The sequence below is a fragment of the Escherichia sp. MOD1-EC7003 genome (assembly GCF_002965065.1).
GTDB lineage: Bacteria > Pseudomonadota > Gammaproteobacteria > Enterobacterales > Enterobacteriaceae > Escherichia.
In genome coordinates this window covers 1-16353 of record NZ_PTRE01000144.1, presented here as the reverse complement: position 1 = coordinate 16353, position 16353 = coordinate 1, and the positions used below count along the sequence as shown (strand labels likewise).

Sequence of the window (16353 nt, the reverse complement as noted above, 5' to 3'; positions counted from 1 at the left end):
AAATGGTTAAAACAAAGACTAACGGAGAAATTTTTTGAACTATTATCAGATGAGTCAATTATTAAAAAATTAAAGTATCCGGATCAAGATATTTTGAATTTAATGTTCTTGCATCATGCTAAAATATTACCGAGAAAATATAATTGTATTTATACTATAAAGTCAGAATTTGAAGAAAAAGATAGTGAATATTACACCAGGTTTATTAATGATGAAACTGTCTTCATACATTATACTGGTGTAACTAAGCCATGGCATGATTGGGCGACCTATCCATCGGCAGATTATTTTCGTAATATTTATAATATATCACCATGGCGAAATATACCTTATAAAAAAGCTGTTAAAAAACATGAGTACAAAGAAAAATATAAACACTTACTTTACCAGAAAAAGTTTTTTGATGGTGTTTTCACAGCAATTAAATATAATGTTATGAAAGGTTAATATTAGAGATGGTTGATAAAATAATATTTACAGTTACTCCTATTTTTTCAATTCCTCCTCGCGGTGCGGCCGCTGTTGAAACGTGGATGTATCAGGTTGCTCAGCGTACCAGTTTCCCAAATCGTATTGTTTGTATCAAAAATCCAGGATACTCAAATTACACTTTTGTTAATAATAATTGTAGTATTTATAGGGTTGGATTCAGCCGCATATATAAGCGGTTATTTCAAAAATGGACAAGACTTGATCCTCTTCCATATTCACAGAGGATACTGAATATTGCACATGATTTCCCTATAACGAAAGAAAGTGTAATTGTAGTTCACAATAGCATGAAGCTATACGCTCAAATTCGTAAGCGAGCTCCTAAGGCAAGAGTGGTTATACATATGCATAATGCATTTGAACCAAAATTGCTTGAGCAAAATGTTAAAATGATAGTGCCTAGTTTATACTTGAAAAAGTATTACCAATCTTATTTAGCAAATGCAGATATTGAGATTGTGCCAAATGGAATTGATTTAGAAACCTATCAATCTGCTTTTCAGCCGATCACTAGAAGCGAACTTAATATCTCTCCTGAAGAGAAAATTATTTTTTTCGCAGGGCGTATCGTCCTTGACAAAGGCATATTACTTTTGATGCAATCATTCGAAAGATTGGCCGCTTCTCACAAAAATTTAAAATTAGTGGTTATTGGTGATTATACGGAAATGAGCAAAAGTGACAAAGGTGCCTATCAACGCAATGTCAGGGAAATTGCAAAACGTTTGCAGGATCGTTGCATTATGTTAGGAAGCGTACCGCCTGAAAAGATGCATTGCTATTACCCACTGGCAGATTTAGTCGTCATCCCTTCCCAGTTCCAGGAACCATTTTGCATGGTGGCAATTGAGGCTATGGGTGCTGGTAAGCCTGTTTTAGTGAGTACGCGTGGGGGGATGACGGAATTTGTCAAAGAAAATACTACTGGATTCCATTTAAAAGAGCCTATGACTGCAGACTCCATAAGCAGCGATATTTTAAAAACGTTAGCGAATCCTGAATTAACAGCAGTTGCAAAGCAAGGTCAGAGTTTTGTGTTTGATCACTATAGTTGGGATGGCGTAACTCAAAGATTTGAAGAGGTTATTCATAATTGGTTTGAATAAATAAAAAGGCCGCATTATGCAACCTTTTTATTTTTTACTTGTTTTTCATCGCTAATAATAGGCCAGCGTAAACCCCTAATAAATTTGGTTCAATTTGTTCAACATTTCCACGGATAACAAAATATCCTATAAAAGATAGTAAGATTATATAATATGCATTATATGGCGAATGGTATTTATTCTGGTCGCCATTTTTTAAACATTCTTTCAATATTGCGCAGTAGAGCATCATAAGGCTTATCAGCCCTAATAAACCCGTACCAAACCAGATAAACAGTGCAAAATTATGTGGCCCTATCGATTGTCTAAAGGTCCATTCCGGATAATCAACGACACGTTTATTATAGACATCTTTATATGCAACGTTACCGTAACCGTAACCAATAACAGGATTTTCTAATATTAGATCGAGTGCGCTGCCTTGAGTACCATTTTCATAGCGATAGGAACTATTAGTTTGTTGAAGTTTATACGTTAACTTTTCGGTCATCTCCTTATGTGTGAAAATAACCGACAATACAATGATGGAAACCATTACTCCTACTAATAGTAACTTCCATTGTTTAAACATCAGAATCCATATTAATCCAATGATTAACACTGAAAGCCAGGCACCTCTGGATAAAGTTCCTAATATCAGAAAAATAAAAACAACGCTTAGAATCGCAAAAGAAATACGGTATTTTGCTGATTTGAAAAGCCATAGATTTAACAATGCTGGAAATAAAAAGACCATCGAATCAGAAATGCTGCGGTGCCTATAATCTGCGAATGGCATTACCCCTTGTTGATAGTCCTTATAATAGGCAATCAATTCAGAAAAACAGCGTAAGCCTAACGCACTAATAAATGAGAAGAGAACGATTTTTTCGACATCTTCTCTTTTCTCGTCTTTCAATATGACTGGTATTGCTATTGTGCATAGCAAAGTATTTTCAATGATAGCTTTGAAAATTTCCTTCATACTAGCACCTGCATCTGGGGATTGAACAAGTGATAGCAATGCAGCAATAGTTAATATGGCAACACTACCAAAAAGAAATGTTTTAAATAGTGAAACATAGTGTTTTGGCCGTTTGCAGAGATAGACGATTGTCGTTATTGTCATAAGAATAACAATAAGATGTTTATACCTTGTAATCCCGCCCAAAAAATAGGTGGTAATGAACAAGAATACGAGAGCTCTGTTCCAGTACGTTATCCAGTTTTTTTTCTCGAGAGAGAAAAATAATGTTGAGGTCATCTTATCTCCGATGTCAACTTATTGATTATTATCTAAAATTTAATTTTTCAAAAACGATTTGAGCTGGCAAATCTGCAAGAGACATACTTGTAGAACGACACTCTACTTGATTCTTCCCATACCCGCCAATTAATCCCGGATCGGTTGGCCCATAAACCGTGATATTTGGTCGATCCAGAGCTGCTGTTAAATGGCTTAACCCTGTATCGACTGACACAACAAATTTAGCCCCGGCCAGCACGTAGGCAATGCCTTCCAGACTCATCTTCGGCAATACTTCAACATACGCAAATCCTTCTGCCAGCCGTTTCGCACGTTCTTCCTCATGCGGCGCACCCCACGGAAGTTTAATGCGAATCCCTGAATCTGCCAGTAAACCAATCAATTCTCGCCAGTGTTCTTCCGGCCAGTGTTTATCATCACGGGTCGTTGCATGAAGAAATACGGCATATTCGCCAGCATCTGTTGGCAGGTTCGTCAGGAAATGCTGTGCGATAGCATAATTGCCCTGGGTTTGCGGTTTGCTATAGCCCAGACTTTTGGCAAACAGTTCGCGGGTACGTTCTACAGCGTGCTGCTGTTTTGCAATATGATGCTTACGATTGTAAAACAGACTTGCCAGCGGTTCGCGAGCGGTTTGCCAATCCATTCCGTGCTTTACGCCATGTGCCAGACGCGTCACCAGCGCCGCGCTTTTAACCAGCCCCTGTGCGTCGATAATTGCGTCGTAGTTCTCTGCCTGTAGCGCCTCACAAAACGCTTTGCGCTCCGCTTTAATGGGGGCTGAAAACCATGCTTTGCGCCAGCGACGTATTGCTACAGGAATAACCCGCTCAACGGCGGCATGCCAGGAAGGAATTTGTGCGAACCCTTCTTCCACGACCCAGTCAAACTTAACCTCCGGGATTGCCTGCTGGGCATCAGTGAGTGCGGGCAGGGTATGGAGAACATCGCCCATCGACGATGTTTTAACGATCAGAACCCGCATCTGTCAGGCTTCCTCTTGTAACAATAGCGCGTTGAGTTCTTCCAGTACGCGCTGGGGAGTAATGTCGATCAAGCTTTGGTGATAACCCTCCGCAGCGTCGCCTTTGCGTACTTTGTGGTAACCAGTAATCAGGCGAATCACGCGCGCTTTATGGGATAGCGGCGGTGTGAAGTCTGGGCTACTCGGACCATACAGGGCAACCAGCGGACGATTGAGCGCCGCCGCAACGTGCATCAGACCAGAATCGTTAGTGACAATGGCCTTACAGGCTGCAATCAGGATAACCGCTTGATCAAGCTGTGTTTCCCCCGCCAGATTCCGACACCACGCCTGCTGCCCGCTATTCAAAGCGGCAAGAATCTCATTGCCCGCTTCATGATCTTTCGCCGAGCCAAACAGAATCACCTGATAACCTTCATCAATCAGCTGCTTTGCCAACTCCGCATAGTGGTAGTGTGGCCAGCGTTTCGCTGGGCCAAACTCCGCACCCGGGCAAAAGCCAATCATTGGACGTTCTGATGAAAGCGAAAATTGATTACAGGTATATGATTTTTCACCTTCGCTCACCTGCAACTGCGGCCATAACAATGGCTGCGGTAGATCTTGTGCTGTACGCATAATGCCTTTGTCATAGGCCAGCGCGACATAGCGTTCCACCATTAGCGGCCAGGCAGCTTTATCGAGCACACGCACATCGTTGAGTAAACCGTAGCGCATCTCGCCGCGCCAGCCGGTGCGATGAGGAATACCCGCGAAGAAAGGCACTAATGCGGATTTGAAAGAGTTGGGTAAGACATAGGCGCGGTCATAGCGCTTTTCGCGCAGACTATGACCCAGTTTGCGACGCTCGCCGATTTCCAGCGATCCGTGACCGAGAGGCATAGGGATAGCTTCGTTAACTTCCGGCATCCGCGATAATAACGGACGGCACCATGCCGGTGCCATCACGTCGATTATCGCCTGGGGATAGCGCGCCTGGAGCGTGCGATAGAGACTTTGCGACATCATCATGTCGCCAACCCAAGACGGGCCGATCACCAGTATTTTCATGCTGTGCTCTTATGCGTCGCGATTTAGCCAGGCCATGTATTCCGTTACACCTTCAGCAACGGTTTTGAACGGTTTATCGTAACCCGCCGCGCGCAGATTTGTCAGATCTGCCTGAGTGAATGCCTGATAGCGGCCTTTCAGTTTATCCGGGAACGGAATGTATTCGATCTGACCTTTCTTGTGATAAGCCAGCGTCGCATCGGCTACAGCCTGGAAGGATTCCGCACGACCGGTACCGAGGTTGAAGATGCCGGAAACGCCATTTTCCAGGAACCACAGATTCACATCAGCCACATCACCCACGTAGACGAAGTCGCGTTTAAAGTTTCCGCTACCTTCGAACAGTTTCGGCGATTCACCGTTGTTAAGCTGAGTGTTGAGATGGAAAGCGACACTCGCCATGCTGCCTTTATGGCCTTCACGCGGTCCATAAACGTTGAAATAGCGGAAGCCAACAATCTGTGAGTTTGCTTCTGGCAGGATTTGGCGAACATATTCATCAAAAAGGAATTTTGAGTAACCGTAGACGTTCAACGGTTTTTCGTACTCACGGGATTCAATAAAGTCGGAGGTGCGTCCACCGTAGGTGGCTGCGGAAGATGCATACAGGAACGGAATTTCGCGCTCCAGGCAGTAGTGCAGCAGCTCTTTGGAGTATTGATAGTTGTTATCCATCATATACTTGCCGTCCCACTCGGTGGTGGATGAGCATGCGCCTTCGTGGAAAATCGCTTCGACATCGCCGAACTCTTCGCCCGCCATAATCTGGATCAGGAAGTCTTCCTTATCCATATAGTCCGCGATATTCAGATCCACCAGGTTTACAAACTTGGTGCCGTCTTTCAGGTTGTCCACCACCAGAATATCGGTGATGCCTTTATCATTCAGGGCCTTAACGATGTTGCTGCCGATAAAGCCCGCGCCGCCGGTAACGATGATCATAACTTTAACCTTCGAATTATGGAGTCAGAGACAATCTCAGACACGAATGTCTGTAATCATACCATCACATCCGAATCCCTTCAGCCATTTACACACAGTCGCAAGGATGCTAATGGCAACAAATTGGTTTAGGCCGAAGCTAGTTCTGCGTGGTTGATTTTGGTTTTGTACTGGAAGAGTGCTTCTGTATCAATATTACGATGTATGATTAAAGCAGGAGCATTTGAATGAATAATATACAGTATACACTCTGTTAATATTTGTGATATAATTCTATTTTTATATTAATGGTTTATTAGTAATGAAATCATCCACCACAATTATCACTGCTTATTTTGACATTGGTAGAGGGGATTGGACTGCTAATAAAGGGTTCCGTGAAAAACTCGCTCGTTCAGTTGATGTTTATTTTAGTTACTTTGAACGCCTGGCCGCACTTGAAAATGAGATGATTGTTTTCACTTCTCCCGATTTGAAACCAAGGGTTGAAGCGATTCGCAACGGAAAACCAACAACGGTTATCGCTATCGATATAAAAAAGAAATTTAGATATATCAGAAGTCGTATCGAAAAAATTCAAAAAGATGAGTCATTTACAAATAGACTTGAGCCTCGACAATTGAAAAATCCAGAGTACTGGTCACCAGAGTATGTCCTGGTATGTAACCTTAAGGCCTATTTTGTAAATAAAGCTATCAACATGGGGTTAGTGAAGACTCCTCTTGTTGCGTGGATAGATTTTGGTTATTGCCGTAAGCCAAATGTAACTCGAGGATTGAAAGTTTGGGATTTCCCATTTGATGAAAATAAGATACATCTTTTCACCATAAAAAAAGGACTTACAGTCACATCTCAACAGCAGGCTTTTGATTTCATGATTGGCAATCATGTATATATTATTGGTGGTGCAATTGTTGGTTCCCGGCATAAATGGAAAGAATTCTATAAATTAGTTCTGGAAAGTCAAAAAATAATACTAAACAATAACATTGTGGATGATGACCAGGGCATTTTTGTCATGTGTTATTACAAACGCTCCGATCTCTTCAACCTAAACTATCTGGGGAGAGGAAAATGGTTCGATTTGTTTCGCTGCTTCAGGAGCAACACTTTAGGGGCAAAAATGCAGGCGCTGAGAATTTTCCTTTCAAGAAAATAGGTTTTCCTCCATTAGTGGGTAGCGTTTTGATACCAAATGGGATAGAAAAAATGCGGTAAAATCACGCATCATTATGTCCTACCAAAACTGTACATTTTTTCTACTATCTGTGGATGTTAAGAGACATCAAGATACACGTTATTTATCCTGAATTTTGCAGAAGTGTTAACGCGTCATCTCGTCGCGACCTATAAGTTTGGGTAATATGTGCTGGAATTTGCCCTGTCTGGAGAATCGCAATGCGTGGAGAATTTTATCAGCAATTAACCAACGATCTGGAAACCGCAAGGGTGGAAGGGTTGTTTAAAGAAGAGCGCATTATTACGTCTGCGCAGCAAGCAGACATCACTGTGGCTGATGGAAGCCACGTCATTAACTTTTGTGCCAACAATTATCTCGGGTTGGCGAATCATCCGGATCTGATTGCGGCGGCAAAGGCGGGAATGGATTCTCATGGTTTCGGCATGGCTTCAGTACGTTTTATCTGCGGCACTCAGGACAGCCATAAAGAGCTTGAACAAAAACTGGCGGCATTCCTGGGGATGGAAGATGCGATTCTCTACTCTTCCTGCTTTGATGCTAACGGTGGCCTGTTTGAAACGCTGCTGGGCGCGGAAGACGCCATTATCTCCGATGCACTGAACCACGCGTCTATTATTGATGGCGTGCGTTTGTGCAAAGCCAAACGCTATCGCTATGCCAACAACGATATGCAGGAGCTGGAAGCTCGTCTGAAAGAAGCGCGTGAAGCCGGTGCGCGTCATGTGCTGATTGCCACCGACGGTGTGTTCTCGATGGACGGCGTGATTGCTAACCTGAAAGGCGTTTGCGATCTCGCCGATAAATACGATGCGTTGGTGATGGTGGATGACTCTCACGCGGTCGGTTTTGTCGGTGAAAATGGTCGTGGTTCCCATGAATACTGCGATGTGATGGGCCGGGTCGATATTATCACCGGCACGCTCGGTAAAGCGCTGGGCGGGGCTTCTGGTGGTTATACCGCGGCGCGCAAAGAAGTGGTTGAGTGGCTGCGCCAGCGTTCTCGTCCGTACCTGTTCTCCAACTCGCTGGCACCAGCCATTGTAGCCGCGTCCATCAAAGTGCTGGAGATGGTTGAAGCGGGTAGCGAGCTGCGTGACCGTCTGTGGGCGAACGCGCGTCAGTTCCGTGAGCAAATGTCGGCGGCGGGTTTTACCCTGGCGGGAGCCGATCACGCCATTATTCCGGTCATGCTTGGCGATGCGGTAGTGGCGCAGAAATTTGCTCGTGAGCTGCAAAAAGAGGGCATTTACGTCACCGGTTTCTTCTATCCGGTCGTACCGAAAGGTCAGGCGCGTATTCGTACTCAGATGTCTGCGGCCCATACCCCTGAGCAAATTACGCGTGCGGTAGACGCATTCACGCGTATTGGTAAACAACTGGGCGTTATCGCCTGAGGATGTGAGATGAAAGCGTTATCCAAACTGAAAGCGGAAGAGGGCATCTGGATGACCGACGTTCCTGAACCGGAGCTCGGGCATAATGATCTGCTGATTAAAATCCGTAAAACAGCCATCTGCGGGACTGACGTTCACATCTATAACTGGGATGAGTGGTCGCAAAAAACCATCCCAGTGCCGATGGTCGTAGGCCATGAATATGTCGGTGAAGTGGTCGGTATTGGCCAGGAAGTGAAAGGCTTCAAGATTGGCGATCGCGTGTCTGGTGAAGGCCATATCACCTGCGGTCACTGTCGCAACTGTCGTGGCGGTCGTACCCATCTGTGCCGCAACACGATCGGCGTCGGCGTTAACCGTCCGGGCTGCTTCGCCGAATATCTGGTGATTCCGGCGTTCAACGCCTTCAAAATCCCCGATAATATCTCCGATGACCTGGCCTCCATTTTTGATCCGTTCGGAAATGCTGTACATACGGCGCTGTCGTTCGATCTGGTGGGTGAAGATGTGCTGGTTTCTGGTGCAGGCCCAATAGGTATTATGGCTGCGGCGGTGGCGAAACACGTTGGTGCTCGTAACGTGGTGATCACTGATGTTAATGAATACCGCCTTGAGCTGGCACGTAAAATGGGCATCACCCGTGCGGTTAACGTCGCCAAAGAAAACCTCAATGATGTGATGGCAGAACTGGGCATGACCGAAGGGTTTGATGTGGGTCTGGAAATGTCCGGTGCGCCGCCAGCGTTTCGTACCATGCTCGACACCATGAACCACGGCGGTCGTATTGCGATGCTGGGTATTCCACCGTCTGATATGTCTATCGACTGGACGAAAGTGATCTTTAAAGGCTTGTTCATTAAAGGCATTTACGGTCGTGAGATGTTTGAAACCTGGTACAAGATGGCGGCGCTGATTCAGTCTGGCCTCGATCTCTCGCCGATCATTACCCATCGTTTCTCTATCGATGATTTCCAGAAGGGCTTTGACGCTATGCGCTCAGGTCAGTCCGGGAAAGTTATCCTGAGCTGGGATTAACATGAACAAGGGCTGGTATTCCAGCCCTTTTTCCTGAGGATGACCTCGACGTGGCGCAGTGCAACGCTGACTGGTGTTTTCGTGAAACGGGGGAAACCTGGCAATCTATTCCTACCGATCGTCTTCGCTCAACCGGCGTATTAACCGGTCCGGACTGGCTGCGGATGGGGCTTTATCACCGCGATGTCATTGTTAAAAATAACATTAAATTTATTGTCGGATTACATCATCAGGATATTGTCTGGACAACAGAATTTATGTTTAACGCGATGCGTGCACGATATACCGAGCAGTCGTTATATAAATATTATCTACATAATACGTCAGTGAGTCGGTGAACAGACAAGGCAATAAAAATCTTAATTATCAACGTCATTATATTAAGATTACCCGCCAGCGGATGATTGCCGAGATATTTACTTCCGGTATGTATAATCGCCTGATTACCAATGTCCGCAGCGTAAAGGTGGGTTATCAGGCGTTACTGTGGTCTTTCCGCTTATGGCAATGGCGCGACAAAACGCGGTCGCACCATCGCATTACGCCTAGCGCCTTTAATTTGCGCTAACGTTAAGCTTCGCCGCTTCGGGCTGTTTGCCCCAGCCTTGCCACTGATGCTGGAAGTAAACGATCAGCGTGCTCTGGCTGATGCTTTCGCTTAATACTTCAAAGAAGCGATTAGCATAAACCGGTTCCAGCGGTTTCTTCGGTTTACACAGCTTCACGCCACGGAACGGATTACGTGGTGCATCGGGCACAGTGTTCTTCGGCGGTGTAGAAGTATCAATCTGCGGTTCATTCAGCAAGCTGCTGGCTTTCACCAGCGTAATGTCTGGCGGCAGGTTATAAACCATCTGTTGTAGCACGCGTACCGTAGAAGGGTGAGGATGCCCAATGGCGATGGTTGAACCGTTGCGACGCGCGAGGTCAATTGCACGATTAAACTGCACACGAATGTCCGCTTCATTTTGCGAATCGTCGAGGAACACTTTCCGTTTGATCACTTTCACGCCAGTGCCTTGCGCGGCGCGCATCGCCTGGGTATTACCGATGGTTACGCTGTCGAGGAAGTAAAGATTGTAACGCTCCAGCGCCTGCATCACTTTCTGCATACCAAACAGGTTAGAGGTCATCTTGCTGCCCATGTGGTTGTTGATCCCCACGGCATAGGGCACGTTATTGACTGCACTATGAATGATGCGCTCAATCTCGTCGCTGCTCATCTCCGGGCGCAGCGTATTTTTCTCCAGCGGCTGCTTACTCAGTGGTGCCATCGGTAGATGAATTAACACTTCGTGACCGCTGTTATGCGCTTTGGTCGCCATCTCTCTGGCGTGCGGTGAATCGGGTAACACGGCGACGGAGATAGCGGAGGGCATCGCCAGCACCTGGTTTTCGTTGTGCGGGCGATAACCAAAATCATCAATGACGATGGCAAGTTTGCCAGCAATTACAGGGGAGGAGAACGCCAACAGAGCGGCAAATGCAAGAACGTTACGACGAAATGGAAACAAAACTTATCTTCCCAACCACGGCTGTGGATTGACCGCCTGACCCTGGCGGCGAATTTCGAAATAGAGTGAAGGCCGACCCTGACCACCACTGCTGCCCACCAGTGCAATTGGCTGGCCCGCGCGAACCTGCGAACCAACGCTCACCAGTGCGCTCTGATTATAGCCGTAAAGACTCATGTCGCCTTTACCATGCTCAACCACCACCACCAGACCGTAGCCTTGCAGCCAGTCAGCCAGAATCACCCGACCGTCGGCAATCGCTTTAACTTCAGTACCTTCAGAGGCACCGATAACCATTCCTTTCCAGCGCAATTCACCCTGTAACTGCTCGCCATAGCGATGCAGCGTTGGCCCGCGAACCGGCCAGAATGCCTGACCACGCGGTACACCCAGGCCACCAGTTCGGGACATCAGCGATTTTTCGCTTTCGGTCGGTTTGTAGGTGGTGCCTTTGCGTGTCGCTTCTTTCTGGCGGTCGCGAACGGCCTGAGCTTCGCGCGCCTCACGTTCAGCACGTGCTTTCGCCGCCGCTTCTGCACGAGCAATGCTGTTACGCAGGCGGGATTCGTTGGCGCGCAACTCGCTCAACTGCTGTTGACCTTGCTGGATGGAAGACTCCAGCCCTGCCAGCGTTTTCTTACGCTCGTTCAGCGCCTGGGTCAGCTTCGCCTGTTGGGCGCGCTGCTCATATAACAGTGTTTGTTGCTCGCTCTGTTTCTCTTCCAGCTCGGCGCGTTGCATAGCGACTTCTTCACGCGTTTGTTTCAACTGAGCAATGGTTTCTTGGCGCGCCTGGTTGAGATAACCGAAATAAGCCTGCAAACGCTGACCACGCTGGCTTTCTTCACCGCTGAGGATCAGCTGAATACCGGTATGCTCGCCCTGACGGAATGCGGCATCCAGTTGCGCGGCAAGGCTGCGCTCCTGAGCGGCTTTTTGTTGCTCCAGTTTGGCAATCGAGGCATTCATCTCATCAATCTGTTGATTCAGTTGATTGAGCGTGTTTTGCGTTTCGCGCAGTTTACGGGTGGCTTCAGAGATCGCTTCTTCCTGCTTTTTCAGCTGAGCAAGCAGGCTTGCACGTTGTTGTTGCTTTTGGCGTACCGCGCGCTCTTTCGCGGCGATATCGGCCTGAATAGATTTGAGTTGGTCACGCTCATCCGCGTGGGTGGAAAAGGCGCACAACAATACGCCAGCGCTAAGAACGCTGGCGTAGATGATGGGCCTGATTGCAAACCTGCGCGGTTTTACGGCCCGTGTCATGGTATTAATCGCCTTTCCCCTCATGGGGAGGGATTATTCCACGATGAACAGCGGCTTACCAGTCATCTCTTGCGGGATTTCCATACCCATCAGCGACAACATAGTCGGCGCGATGTCAGAAAGTTTGCCGCCTTCAACTGCTTTCACGTTCTTGTCGCCAACGTAAATCAGCGGCACTGGCAGGTTGGTGTGTGCCGTGTGCGCCTGACCCGTTGCCGGATCGCGCATCTGTTCAGCGTTACCGTGGTCAGCGGTGATCAGCAGTTGTCCACCTACGGACTCAACCGCTTTCGCGACTTCATCCACGCAGTAATCAAGCGCTTCAACCGCTTTAACCGCCGCTTCCATCACCCCGGTGTGACCTACCATGTCGCCGTTCGGATAGTTACAGATAATGGTGTCGTATTTGCCGCTCTTGATGGCAGCAACCAGTTTTTCGGTCAGCTCAGCGGAACTCATTTCCGGTTGCAGATCGTAGGTAGCCACTTTCGGTGAGTTGATCAGAATGCGATCTTCGCCTTTGAAAGACTCTTCTACACCACCGTTGAAGAAGAAAGTGACGTGGGCATATTTTTCAGTTTCGGAAATACGCAACTGAGTTTTGTCGTTTTTCGCCATCCACTCGCCGAAGGTATTAACCAGGGAAGCGGGTGGGTAAGCAACCGCAGTTTTGATGTCAGCGGCGTATTCGGTCAGCATCACGAAATCCACGTTAACCACTTTCTTACGCACGAAGCCATCGAAATCAGCATTTACGAACGCACGCGTGATTTCACGCGCACGGTCAGCACGGAAGTTCATGAAAATCAGCGCATCACCGTCTTCCATTGCCGCGTCAGGCTGACCTTCTGCACGAATAACGGTCGCTTTCACGAACTCGTCGTTTTCGTCGCGAGCATAAGCTGCCTGCAAACCAGCAACGGCGGTATCGGCCTGGAATTCACCCTGTGCCAGCGTCAGCAGGTCATACGCTTTTTCAACGCGATCCCAACGGTTATCGCGGTCCATCGCGTAGTAACGACCAATGATGGACGCTACGCGGCCTTTGCCCAGCGCGGCAAATTTCTCTTCGAATTTTTTCAGCGAGGATTCAGCACTGCGCGGTGGAGTGTCGCGACCGTCAAGGAATGCGTGCAGGTAGATTTTTTCTGCGCCGCGTTCAGCTGCCAGTTCTACCATCGCCATGATGTGATCTTCGTGGCTGTGTACGCCGCCTGCGGAGAGCAGACCCATAATGTGTACTGCTTTGCCTGCGTTTTTTGCTTTATCTACCGCGCCAGTCAGCACGGGATTAGCAAAGAAAGCGCGATCTTTGATTTCAACGTCCAGACGAGTCAGGTCCTGATACACGATGCGGCCGGCACCCAGGTTCACGTGGCCTACTTCGGAATTCCCCATCTGACGGTCAGGCAGACCGACTTCCAGACCGGAAGCGTCGATCAGGGTATGCGGACGATTAGCCCACAGTGCATCCATTACCGGAGTTTTAGCACTAAAAATGGCGTTATCCTGCTGTTCTTCACGATAGCCATAGCCATCGAGAATCACCAGTACCATCGGTTTTTTAGAAATCGACATTGCGACAACCTCATACTCAAGAGTCAAAATTTGCGTAATTTTACTACAGCTGAATCGATAAAATAGCCTCTGAAGATCAAAATATACGACCGCTCGCGACAAGCTGATGCCAGATTTGCGCTTTTTTTTCGTCGCGCCCCGCAAAATTGCATTCCAGTTAACGCGCTGGCTGTATTTGCCGCACCGCGCAGGTATACTCCTTTCCTGGTTTTTTAATCACTACGTCGGGAGTTGTTACCCCCCATGCAAGAAATTATGCAATTTGTTGGCCGTCATCCCATACTGAGTATCGCCTGGATCGCGTTACTGGTGGCGGTTCTTGTGACTACGTTTAAGAGCCTGACCTCGAAAGTGAAGGCGATTACTCGTGGTGAAGCTACGCGTCTGATCAACAAAGAAGACGCTGTGGTTGTGGATTTACGTCAGCGTGATGACTTCCGCAAAGGCCATATCGCAGGTTCTATCAATCTGTTGCCGAGCGAAATCAAAGCCAACAATGTTGGTGAGCTTGATAAGCACAAAGACAAACCGGTTATCGTGGTAGACGGTTCTGGCATGCAGTGCCAGGAGCCTGCAAACGCACTGACGAAAGCGGGTTTTGCACAAGTATTCGTGCTGAAAGAGGGCATCGCTGGCTGGGCTGGCGAAAATTTGCCTTTGGTGCGCGGTAAATAATTTACCTGCCGTCTTTCATGATGCAGGCCGTTAGCTGCAATTAGGCCCCAGCGACTTATTGTTATAAGCTTCTGGGGACACTCCATTTTGCTGCCGCCCTGCAACATGAAATTTCAGGGTAAAAAAACAGGAGCTAAGTTATGGCCAATGTTGAAATCTATACCAAAGAAACCTGCCCGTATTGCCATCGTGCAAAAGCACTGCTGAGCAGCAAGGGCGTGAGTTTTCAGGAACTGCCGATCGATGGCAATGCCGCCAAGCGTGAAGAGATGATCAAACGCAGCGGTCGCACCACGGTTCCCCAGATTTTTATTGACGCACAGCACATTGGCGGCTGTGATGACTTGTATGCATTGGATGCACGTGGTGGACTGGATCCCCTGCTGAAATAACGTGTGAACGTTGGCATTACATTGCGCAGTATTTAAGGACAACACTTAAGGGTTTTCTACACATGTCAGAACAAAACAACACCGAAATGACTTTCCAGATCCAACGTATTTATACCAAGGATATTTCTTTCGAAGCGCCGAACGCGCCGCACGTTTTCCAGAAAGATTGGCAGCCAGAAGTTAAACTTGATCTGGATACGGCATCTACTCAACTGGCAGATGACGTTTACGAAGTGGTACTGCGTGTTACCGTAACGGCCTCTCTGGGCGAAGAAACCGCGTTCCTGTGTGAAGTGCAGCAGGGCGGTATTTTCTCCATCGCGGGTATCGAAGGCACCCAGATGGCACATTGCCTGGGCGCATACTGCCCGAACATTCTGTTCCCGTATGCTCGTGAGTGCATCACCAGCATGGTATCCCGCGGTACATTCCCGCAACTGAACCTTGCGCCGGTTAATTTCGATGCGCTGTTCATGAACTATTTGCAGCAGCAGGCTGGCGAAGGTACTGAAGAACATCAGGATGCCTGATGAACCAACGTAATGCTTCAATGACTGTGATCGGTGCCGGCTCGTACGGCACCGCTCTTGCCATCACCCTGGCAAGAAATGGCCACGAGGTTGTCCTCTGGGGCCATGACCCTGAACATATCGCAACGCTTGAACGCGACCGCTGTAACGCCGCGTTTCTTTCCGACGTGCCTTTTCCCGATACGCTCCACCTTGAAAGCGATCTCGCCACCGCACTGGCTGCCAGTCGTAATATTCTCGTCGTCGTACCCAGCCATGTCTTTGGTGAAGTGCTGCGTCAGATTAAACCGCTGATGCGTTCTGATGCGCGTCTGGTGTGGGCAACCAAAGGTCTGGAAGCGGAAACCGGACGTCTGTTACAGGATGTGGCGCGTGAGGCATTAGGCGATCACATTCCGCTGGCGGTTATCTCTGGCCCAACGTTTGCGAAAGAACTGGCGGCAGGTTTACCGACGGCTATTTCGCTGGCCTCTACCGACCAGACTTTTGCCGATGATCTCCAGCAACTGCTGCACTGCGGCAAAAGTTTCCGCGTTTATAGCAACCCGGATTTCATTGGTGTGCAGCTTGGCGGCGCGGTGAAAAACGTCATTGCCATAGGAGCAGGGATGTCTGACGGTATCGGTTTTGGCGCAAATGCGCGTACGGCTCTGATCACCCGTGGGCTGGCTGAAATGTCGCGTCTTGGCGCGGCGCTGGGTGCCGATCCTGCCACCTTTATGGGCATGGCGGGGCTGGGCGATCTGGTGCTTACCTGTACCGACAACCAGTCGCGTAACCGCCGTTTTGGCATGATGCTCGGTCAGGGCATGGATGTACAAAACGCGCAGGAGCAGATTGGTCAGGGGGTGGAAGGCTACCGCAATACGGAAGAAGGCCGCGGACTTGGGCATCGGTTCGGGGTTGTCATGCCAATAACCGCGGGAAATTATACAGAAGTATTATTCGGG

General features: G+C 48.0%; 15 protein-coding genes and 2 pseudogenes. 10 read left to right on the top strand and 7 right to left on the bottom strand.

All coding sequences use genetic code 11. The features are described from left to right. Together A7090_RS21335 and A7090_RS21330 are read left to right on the top strand one after the other, a co-directional pair. Positions 1–447, top strand: a 447-nt coding sequence (locus A7090_RS21335) for a glycosyltransferase family 8 protein (protein WP_274541181.1), incomplete at its 5' end; no start/stop codon positions are given. An 8-nt stretch (positions 448–455) separates the two neighbouring features. Continuing rightward, on the top strand, positions 456–1598 hold the full coding sequence (locus A7090_RS21330; RefSeq protein WP_105275443.1) for a lipopolysaccharide N-acetylglucosaminyltransferase: 1143 nt from the start codon (positions 456–458) through the stop codon (positions 1596–1598). Between the two features lie 34 nt (positions 1599–1632). Here the strand turns inward: A7090_RS21330 and rfaL are convergent, their stop codons facing one another. The 4 genes and pseudogenes from rfaL to rfaD all read right to left on the bottom strand — a co-directional run bounded on the left by rfaL (position 1633) and on the right by rfaD (position 5821). Further along, the gene (rfaL, locus tag A7090_RS21325; RefSeq protein ID WP_105275442.1) at positions 1633–2841 is read right to left on the bottom strand and encodes an O-antigen ligase RfaL; all 1209 of its coding nucleotides are present in this window, start codon (positions 2839–2841) and stop codon (positions 1633–1635) included. Further along, a pseudogene (gene rfaC / locus A7090_RS21320) lies at positions 2838–3829 on the bottom strand (lipopolysaccharide heptosyltransferase RfaC). Before rfaC ends, rfaL begins: the two are co-directional and overlap by 4 nt. A gap of 3 nt (positions 3830–3832) precedes the next feature. After that, the gene (gene rfaF / locus A7090_RS21315; RefSeq protein ID WP_105275440.1) at positions 3833–4879 is read right to left on the bottom strand and encodes an ADP-heptose--LPS heptosyltransferase RfaF; all 1047 of its coding nucleotides are present in this window, start codon (positions 4877–4879) and stop codon (positions 3833–3835) included. Positions 4880–4888: 9 nt separating this feature from the next. Beyond that, positions 4889–5821 (bottom strand): ADP-glyceromanno-heptose 6-epimerase, encoded by a 933-nt coding sequence (gene rfaD, locus A7090_RS21310; RefSeq protein WP_105275439.1) that lies wholly within the window; start codon positions 5819–5821, stop codon positions 4889–4891. Between the two features lie 301 nt (positions 5822–6122). Here rfaD and yibB point away from each other — a divergent pair, with 301 nt between their 5' ends. The 4 genes and pseudogenes from yibB to A7090_RS21290 all read left to right on the top strand — a co-directional run. After that, complete coding sequence (gene yibB / locus A7090_RS21305; protein ID WP_105275438.1) at positions 6123–6980, top strand: protein YibB; 858 nt, start codon at positions 6123–6125, stop codon at positions 6978–6980. A 239-nt stretch (positions 6981–7219) separates the two neighbouring features. Continuing rightward, complete coding sequence (kbl, locus tag A7090_RS21300; protein ID WP_105275437.1) at positions 7220–8416, top strand: glycine C-acetyltransferase; 1197 nt, start codon at positions 7220–7222, stop codon at positions 8414–8416. A 9-nt stretch (positions 8417–8425) separates the two neighbouring features. Next, entirely contained in the window at positions 8426–9451 is a 1026-nt protein-coding gene (gene tdh, locus A7090_RS21295; RefSeq protein WP_000645982.1) for an L-threonine 3-dehydrogenase, read from the top strand. A gap of 35 nt (positions 9452–9486) precedes the next feature. Then, a pseudogene (locus tag A7090_RS21290) lies at positions 9487–10019 on the top strand (glycosyltransferase); the annotation flags it as partial. Here A7090_RS21290 and A7090_RS21285 read toward each other — a convergent pair. From A7090_RS21285 to gpmM, 3 genes are read right to left on the bottom strand one after another with little or no spacing between them, the layout of a single operon-like run. Continuing rightward, positions 10006–10965, bottom strand: a complete 960-nt coding sequence (locus A7090_RS21285) for a divergent polysaccharide deacetylase family protein (protein WP_105275436.1) — start codon at positions 10963–10965, stop codon at positions 10006–10008. The pseudogene A7090_RS21290 and the gene A7090_RS21285 overlap by 14 nt on opposite strands. A 3-nt stretch (positions 10966–10968) precedes the next feature. Further along, positions 10969–12228 (bottom strand): murein hydrolase activator EnvC, encoded by a 1260-nt coding sequence (gene envC, locus A7090_RS21280; protein ID WP_240246331.1) that lies wholly within the window; start codon positions 12226–12228, stop codon positions 10969–10971. A gap of 33 nt (positions 12229–12261) precedes the next feature. After that, entirely contained in the window at positions 12262–13806 is a 1545-nt protein-coding gene (gene gpmM, locus A7090_RS21275; RefSeq protein WP_105275434.1) for a 2,3-bisphosphoglycerate-independent phosphoglycerate mutase, read from the bottom strand. Between the two features lie 243 nt (positions 13807–14049). Between gpmM and A7090_RS21265 the strand changes: the two genes are divergently transcribed. The 4 genes from A7090_RS21265 to gpsA all read left to right on the top strand — a co-directional run. After that, entirely contained in the window at positions 14050–14481 is a 432-nt protein-coding gene (locus tag A7090_RS21265; protein WP_105275433.1) for a rhodanese-like domain-containing protein, read from the top strand. A 140-nt stretch (positions 14482–14621) separates the two neighbouring features. Next, complete coding sequence (gene grxC, locus A7090_RS21260) at positions 14622–14873, top strand: glutaredoxin 3 (protein ID WP_000024392.1); 252 nt, start codon at positions 14622–14624, stop codon at positions 14871–14873. 62 nt (positions 14874–14935) lie between these two features. Continuing rightward, positions 14936–15403: a protein-export chaperone SecB gene (gene secB / locus A7090_RS21255; RefSeq protein ID WP_000003382.1), complete on the top strand. Its 468-nt coding sequence runs from the start codon at positions 14936–14938 to the stop codon at positions 15401–15403. Beyond that, positions 15403–16353 (top strand): NAD(P)H-dependent glycerol-3-phosphate dehydrogenase (gpsA, locus tag A7090_RS21250; protein ID WP_105275432.1); only part of this gene is annotated, 951 nt, incomplete at its 3' end. The genes secB and gpsA, both read left to right, overlap by 1 nt.